This is a genomic window from Stenotrophomonas sp. 05L44_2, from assembly GCF_056665995.1.
Genome location: NZ_JBFTNR010000160.1, coordinates 1 through 6,657, shown reverse-complemented (window position 1 = coordinate 6,657; position 6,657 = coordinate 1). Strand labels below are relative to the sequence as shown.

At 68.9% G+C, this 6,657-nt stretch carries 6 protein-coding genes; all 6 read left to right on the top strand.

Going from position 1 to position 6,657, the window contains the following annotated elements:
• Positions 1–1,429, top strand: a 1,429-nt coding sequence (locus AC1VAN_RS07615) for a phospholipase D-like domain-containing protein (RefSeq protein ID WP_480985560.1), incomplete at its 5' end; no start/stop codon positions are given.
• A gap of 10 nt (positions 1,430–1,439) precedes the next feature.
• Positions 1,440–1,874, top strand: a complete 435-nt coding sequence (locus AC1VAN_RS07610; protein WP_025875986.1) for a hotdog fold thioesterase — start codon at positions 1,440–1,442, stop codon at positions 1,872–1,874.
• 119 nt (positions 1,875–1,993) lie between these two features.
• Positions 1,994–2,785 carry a lysophospholipid acyltransferase family protein gene (locus AC1VAN_RS07605; RefSeq protein WP_025875984.1) on the top strand — a complete coding sequence of 264 codons (792 nt, stop codon included), beginning with the start codon at positions 1,994–1,996 and terminating at the stop codon, positions 2,783–2,785.
• Positions 2,786–2,792: 7 nt separating this feature from the next.
• A complete protein-coding gene (locus tag AC1VAN_RS07600; RefSeq protein ID WP_480985559.1) occupies positions 2,793–3,827 on the top strand; it encodes a YheT family hydrolase in 1,035 nt (344 codons plus the stop codon).
• Positions 3,828–3,883: 56 nt separating this feature from the next.
• Positions 3,884–5,962, top strand: coding sequence for a tetratricopeptide repeat protein (locus tag AC1VAN_RS07595; RefSeq protein WP_154878994.1), 2,079 nt, complete (start codon positions 3,884–3,886; stop codon positions 5,960–5,962).
• A 10-nt stretch (positions 5,963–5,972) separates the two neighbouring features.
• The gene (locus AC1VAN_RS07590; protein WP_033832701.1) at positions 5,973–6,584 is read left to right on the top strand and encodes a YbhB/YbcL family Raf kinase inhibitor-like protein; all 612 of its coding nucleotides are present in this window, start codon (positions 5,973–5,975) and stop codon (positions 6,582–6,584) included.
• Positions 6,585–6,657: the final 73 nt, after the last annotated feature.

Genomic DNA, 6,657 nt, shown 5'->3' with positions numbered 1-6,657 from the left:
GGACGACTATTACGACTGGGACCGCGAATACAACTTCCGCGACCGTGACGTGCTGATCGCCGGCCCCGAAGCACGCGCGATGGCGGCCAACTTCGATGCCTTCTGGCGCGCGCAGCGCAGCGTGCCGGCCGAGCGCCTGAACGATGTCGGCCGTACCCTGCTCAAGCAGGGCGTGCCGCTGCTGCCGCCGGCGCAGTTCCGCAGGCCCGAGCGGGTGGAGCGGGTCAGCGAGGAAGCCAACGACGTCGCCTTCGTCACCCGTTCGTTCGTGGATACCGCCCTGCCGGTCGCCTCGGTGCGCTATGTGGCCGATCTGCCGCGCAAGCACCGGCGTGAGCGCGCCGACGCCCCACTGGCCGGGCAGCATGTCACCGAGCCGCAGCTGGATGCACTGATCTCCAGTGCGCAGCACGAAGTGATCCTGCAGACGCCCTACCTGGTGCTGTCCAAGCCGGCACAGAAACTGTTCCGCGAGCTGCGCAAGCGCCCGCAGCCGCCGCGCGTGGTGGTATCCAGCAACAGCCTGGCCGCCACCGACAACCCGATCGTGTATGCGCTGTCCTACAAGTACAAGCGGCGCAACATGCGCGAGCTGGGCTTCAACATCTTCGAATTCAAGCCGTTCCCGCTGGATGCCCCGGTCGATTACCGCAACCTGCTGCCCGACCCGATCGCAGCGCCGGGCAGCGATACCGGCCGCAATCCGCTGCTCGGTGGCAGCGCGGCGGGCAGCAATGCCGGTGGCGGTAGTGGTGGTGATGCGGTGGCCGCTGCGGATGTGGACGACCGGCCGGCGCGGGTGATCCATCCGCGTACCGGCAGTGCGTATGAGAATGCCCGTGCGCGCCGGCGTGCTGCCGGCAGCGAAGTCGAGACCCGCCTGCTGCGTACCGAAACGCGCCCCTCGTTCCTGGGCAGCAAGGCGGTCAACAAGCCGCTGCCGGTCACCCGCAAGGGCGCGCGCATGGGCCTGCATGCCAAGTCGCTGGTGGTCGACCGCCGCATCGGCGTGGTCGGCACCCACAACTTCGATCCGCGCAGCGAGAACTACAACACCGAAGGCGCGGTGATCATCGACGATCCGACCTTCGCCGAGCAGCTGGCCCAGAGCATCCTGCGCGATACCCACCCGCAGAACTCCTGGACGGTGGCGCCGCGTGCCAAGCCGCCGGTCCTGTCCGGCCTGAACTACAGCGTCGGCAAGGCCTCCGAGGCGCTGCCGATCCTCGACTTCTGGCCGTGGCGCTATGCCACCGACTACGAGTTCAAGCCCGGCCCGGACTGCCCGCAGCCACTGCCGCGGCAGAGCGCCGATTTCCACCGCTGCTATGTCGCGGTGGGCGACTTCCCCGAGGTCAATGTCGGGCCGAAGTGGCTGCTGGTGCGCATGCTGACCGCATTCGGCGCCGGCCTCGTTCCCATCCTCTGAAGGTAGCCGCATGACCCAGGTATTCCGCGAAGCCGTTTCCATCGAGCAGCTCAACGCACTCAGCCGCAATACCGCCATCGATACTCTCGGCATCGTCTTCAGCGCCGCTGGCGAGGACTGGCTGCAGGCGACCATGCCGGTGGATGAGCGCACCCGCCAGCCGTACGGCATCCTGCACGGTGGCGCCTCGGTGGTGCTGGCCGAAACCCTCGGCAGCAGCGCCGGCAACCTCTGCGTGGATACCGCCAAGCAGGTCTGCGTGGGCCTGGAGATCAACGCCAACCACGTACGCGCCGTGCGTTCGGGTACGGTCACCGGCACCGCGCGCGCGGTGCACGTGGGCCGCAGCACCCAGCTGTGGGAAATCCGCATCGAGGACGAGCAGGGCCGGCTGGTCTGCATCTCGCGGCTGACCCTGGCCGTGGTGGCGGCCGGGCACGGTTGAGCCGTCGCGGCATCGGTGACGGCGGCGGAACCCAGCGTTCCCCACCGATGGCCGCCGTCAATGAGACTTATGGCCGAATTCGGCTGGCAGCGATGGCAGCCCTCCGGTATCGTGCGTGGATGACTTCCCCCACTCCGGCCCCCCGCGGCGGCGTGGCGCGTGTGTGCCGTTACCTGTACCGCGTACCGCTGCTGTTGGTCCACATCACCGTGTTCCTGCCGCTGATCCTGATCGGCATGCTTCCGCCATGGGGCGAGCTGCGCGTGGGCGATGCTACCTTCGGCGCCAAGGTAGTGAACTGGTGGCAGGGCGGCCTGATGTGGATCTTCGGCTTCCGCCTGTCGCGCGTCGGCCAGCCGCTGCCGGGCGCAGTGCTGTTCGTCGCCAACCATGTCAGCTGGGTCGATATCTCCATCCTGCACAGCCAGCGCATGATGGGCTTTGTCGCCAAGCGCGAGATCGCCAGCTGGCCGGTGGTCGGTTGGCTTGCCGCGCGCGGCCAGACCATTTTCCACCAGCGTGGCAACACCGAATCGCTCGGTGGGGTGATGCAGGTGATGGCCGACCGCCTGCGCGCCGGCAAGGCGGTAGGCGTGTTCCCGGAAGGGCGTACCCGCGGCGGCCATGACGTTGGCCCGTTCCATGCGCGCATCTTCCAGGCCGCCGTCGAAACCAGCGTGCCGGTGCAGCCGGTGGCGCTGATCTACGGCGTGCGCGGGGATGCACAGACCATCGTGGCCTTCGGCCCGGGCGAGAGTTTCTTCGCCAATTTCCTGCGCCTGCTCGGTGAGCCGGCGCGGCATACCGAAGTGCATTTCCTGGAGCCGATCGGCACCCAGGACCTGGAAGGCCGTCGGCGCATCGCGGAAACTTCGCGCGCGCGCATCGTGGCGGCCATGAGCGGGGATTGAGGCGAGGGTGGCCGTGTCTCCGCCACCGACCCTCGACGCTGATGCGCCGATGCTCACCGCGTCCGACTATCAGCCGCCGCGCTGGCTGCGCAATCCGCACCTGCAGTCGATGCTCAGCTCCAGCCGCATGCGCCTGCAGCGCGGCCTGCTGCTGCTGGCCGCCACCGGCGCGGTCAGCGAGGAGCTGATCCTCGATGGTGGCGAAGGTGTGCGCCTGCAGGGTTGGCACAGCCATGTCGAAGGGCGCGAACCGCGCGGCATCGCCCTGCTGCTGCACGGCTGGGAAGTCAGCGCCGAATCCAGCTACATGCGCATGGCCGCTGCCCGCATGCTGGAGCAGGGGTTCGACGTGGTGCGGCTGAATTTCCGCGACCACGGCAACACCCATCATCTCAATCCCGGCATCTTCCACTCCAACCTCATCGACGAAGTGGTGCACGCCGCAGGCGATGTCGCCCAGCGCTGGCCCGATCTGCCGCTGGTTGCAGCCGGCTACTCGCTGGGTGGCAACTTCGTGCTGCGGCTGGCCCTGCGCGCACCGGCCGCCGGTGTACCGCTGCAGCACGTGGCCGCGGTCTGCCCGGTGCTCGACCCCGGGCTGACCATGGAGAACATCGAGAACGGCCCGGCGATGTACGACTGGTACTTCCGCCGCAAGTGGGCCGGCTCGCTGCGGCGCAAGCGCGATCTGTTCCCCGAACTGAGCGACTGCGACGACCGTGTGCTGAACATGGACATCCGTTCGCTGACCGCCTGGCTGGTCGAGCGGCACACCACGTTCGGTTCGTTGCAGGCCTATTTCGATGGCTACTCCATCGCCGGCGACCGCCTGTCCACGCTGCAGGTACCTGCTGACATCCTGATGGCGCAGGACGATCCGGTGATCCCCTACGCGACCTTCCGCGACTGGCAGCTGCCGCAGCAGGCGCGGCTGGAAACCGCCTGCTGGGGCGGCCACTGTGGCTTCCTGGAAAACTGGCGCGGCGATGGGTTCTCCGAGCGCTGGGTCGCACAGCGCCTGCGGCGGGTCCTGCCGGGCTGAACCGGCACCGGCGCGCGGCCCGCTACAATGCGGGTTTGACCTTGAACCGGACGGCCATGCAAGACCAGATCCTCCAAGCGTTGCGCCAGAACGATGCCGGCCAGGCCGTGCAGCTGGCCCAGGCGTGGACCCGTGACGAACCCGGCAAGGCCGAGGCCCACCGCTGGCTGGCGCTTGCGCTGCAGCAGCAGGGCCAGGCCGAGGCCGCGATGGAGGCGTTGCAGCAGGCGCTGCAGCTGGCCCCCGATGATGCGCAGCTGCACCTGCAGCACGCCGGCCTGCTGCTGGCACTGCGCCAGTTCGACGGTGCCGATGAAGCCCTGCTGCGCACCACCGGGCTGGACCCCAACGCCTTCCCGGCTTACCTGATGCAGGCGCACCTGGCGGTGGGCCGCAATGATTTCGACGAGGCCCAGCGGCTGTCGACCCTGGCCTCGCGGCTGGAGCCGGACCATCCGGAACTGCTGACCATCGATGGCATGGTCGCGCTGCGCCGCGGCGACGCCGACCGTGCGCTGGCCCTGTTGTCGGCGGCCAGCCAGGCGCTGCCGGACGATACCCGCGTGCTGTACGCACTGGGCTTTGCCTATCTGGGCAAGGACATGCTGGCGTTTGCCGAGCAGGCGTTCCGTCGCGTGCTGGCGTTGAACCCGAAGATGTCCTCGCTGCACGGCATGGTGGTGCAGCTGGCCTTGCGCCAGGGCAACGTGGAGGCCGCCGCCGAGGCAATGCAGCAGGCGCTGCAGGAGCCGGAGCTGGACGTGCCGCCGATGCGCCGCCTGGCCGGCGAACTGGCACTGCGCAGTGGCCAGCCGCTGCAGGCGCTGGAGCACCTGCTGCCGCTTCTGGAATCGCTGCAGGGTGATCGCCAGGTGCTGCAGCTGCTGCTGATGTCCTGGCAGCGCCTGGGCCGCGAAGATGAAGCCCGCACACGCCTGGATGACGCTCTGGAAAGCAATGACCAGCTGCATGACCTGTGGCTGGCACGACTGGCCGTGGAAGACGTCGGCAGTGCCGGCGCCGTAGCCGTCGTGGAGCGCTGGATGGCAGCGATGCCCGGCCACCTGCCGGCGCTGGAAGCGCGCATGCGCCTGCATGACATGGCCGGCGAGCATGAGCAGGGCGAAGCCATCGCCGAGCGCATCACCACCCTGGAACCGGGCCGCGTCAGCGGTGAAAGCCGTCGCGTCGAGGGGCTGCTGCAGCGTGACCCGGCCGCCGCCGTGGAGCGCGTGCAGGCCCTGATCGCACAGGCACCGGAGGGACACCGCGCTGATCTGCGGACCTGGCTGGGCGAGATCCAGGATCGCGCCGGGCAGCCGGAAGAAGCGCTGCGTACGTGGATGGCGCTGCAGACCGACCAGGCTTCGCAGCGGCTGCCGTTGCCGCCGCAGGCCAAGGCACCGCCGAGCTGGCCGGAGATGGCCAGCATCGACGAAGCGACGCGCGACAGCGGCTCGGCGCCGATCTTCCTGTGGGGCGCCCCGGGTTCGGGCGTGGAGCGGGTGGCAACCGGCCTGGCCGCTGCCAGCCCGGTGCTGCGCAGTGATCGTTACACCGCCACGCCACCGGACGATGCCTTCCAGAACTACAACACGCTGCAGGACCTGGCGTCGGGCGTGCTGAGCCCGGAACGCCTGGTCGAGCGTTGGCGCGAGCACCTGCCCGCCCGCGGCCTGGAAAGTGACACCGTGATCGACTGGCTGCTGTGGTGGGACAACGCGCTGTTGTGGGCATTGCGCCCGCAGCTGCCGCAGGGTCGCCTGCTGCTGGTGCTGCGCGACCCGCGCGACATGCTGCTGGACTGGATCGCCTATGGTGCCGCCGCTCCGCTGGCGATGACCTCGATGGCCGAAGCCAGCCAGTGGCTGGTGCGTTCGCTGACCCAGATCGCCGCGCTGCACGAGGAAGACCTGTATCCGCACGTGCTGCTGCGCATCGACGACATCGGCAACGATGCACATGCGATGGCCGACCTGCTGGGCCGCGTGTTCGGGCGTCCGATGCCGCCGGCTGCACAGCTGGGTGCACCGCGCCTGCCTGCCGGCCACTGGCGCAGGTATCGCGACGTGATGGGCGCCGCGTTCGCCCAGCTCACCCCGGTCGCGGTGCGCTTGGGTTACCCGGAAGAGTGAGGAGCATCTGATGCAACTGAGCAGTCACAGCCTGGTCAACGGTGCGCCGATCGACCGTGAGTTCGCCGCCGGCGATGCCGCCGGCTTCGCCCCCGACCGCAACCCGCACCTGGCCTGGAGCGGTGTGCCCGATGGCACCCGCTCGTTCCTGCTGGTGTGCGTGGACCCGGACGTGCCAACGGTGCCGGAAACGGTCGGCCGCGATGACATGAGCGTGCCGCGCGATCAGCCGCGCTGCGATTTCGTGCACTGGGTGATGGCCGACATTCCGGCTTCGGTGCAGGAGATCGCCGCTGGCAGCTGCAGCGATGGTTTCGTGGTGAAGGGCAAGACCGCGCCGGCCGGCCCGGCCGGCAGCCGCCAGGGCCTGAATGATTTCACCGGCTGGTTCGCCGGCAATCCGGACATGGCCGGTGATTACCTCGGCTACGACGGCCCGTACCCGCCGTTCAACGACGAGCGCGTGCACCGCTATTTCTTCCGTGTGTTCGCGCTGGATGTGACCACGCTGTCGTTGCCCGAACGCTTCACCGCCGCCGATGCGTACCGTGCAATGCACGGCCACGTACTGGCCGAAGCGGCGCTGCACGGCACCTACACGTTGAACCCGGCGTTGGCCTGATAACAGCCTTCGGGTAGTGCCGGCCGCTGGCCGGCATCCGCTGTACGTGGCAGCCGGCCAGCGGCCAGCGGCC

Bases quoted from the DNA above. Each gene is read 5' to 3' on its own strand.
- AC1VAN_RS07610 (WP_025875986.1), top strand. From the start codon at position 1,440: ATGACCCAGGTATTCCGCGAAGCCGTTTCCATCGAGCAGCTCAACGCA.
- AC1VAN_RS07605 (WP_025875984.1), top strand. From the start codon at position 1,994: ATGACTTCCCCCACTCCGGCCCCCCGCGGCGGCGTGGCGCGTGTGTGC.
- AC1VAN_RS07590 (WP_033832701.1), top strand. From the start codon at position 5,973: ATGCAACTGAGCAGTCACAGCCTGGTCAACGGTGCGCCGATCGACCGT.
- AC1VAN_RS07595 (WP_154878994.1), top strand. From the start codon at position 3,884: ATGCAAGACCAGATCCTCCAAGCGTTGCGCCAGAACGATGCCGGCCAG.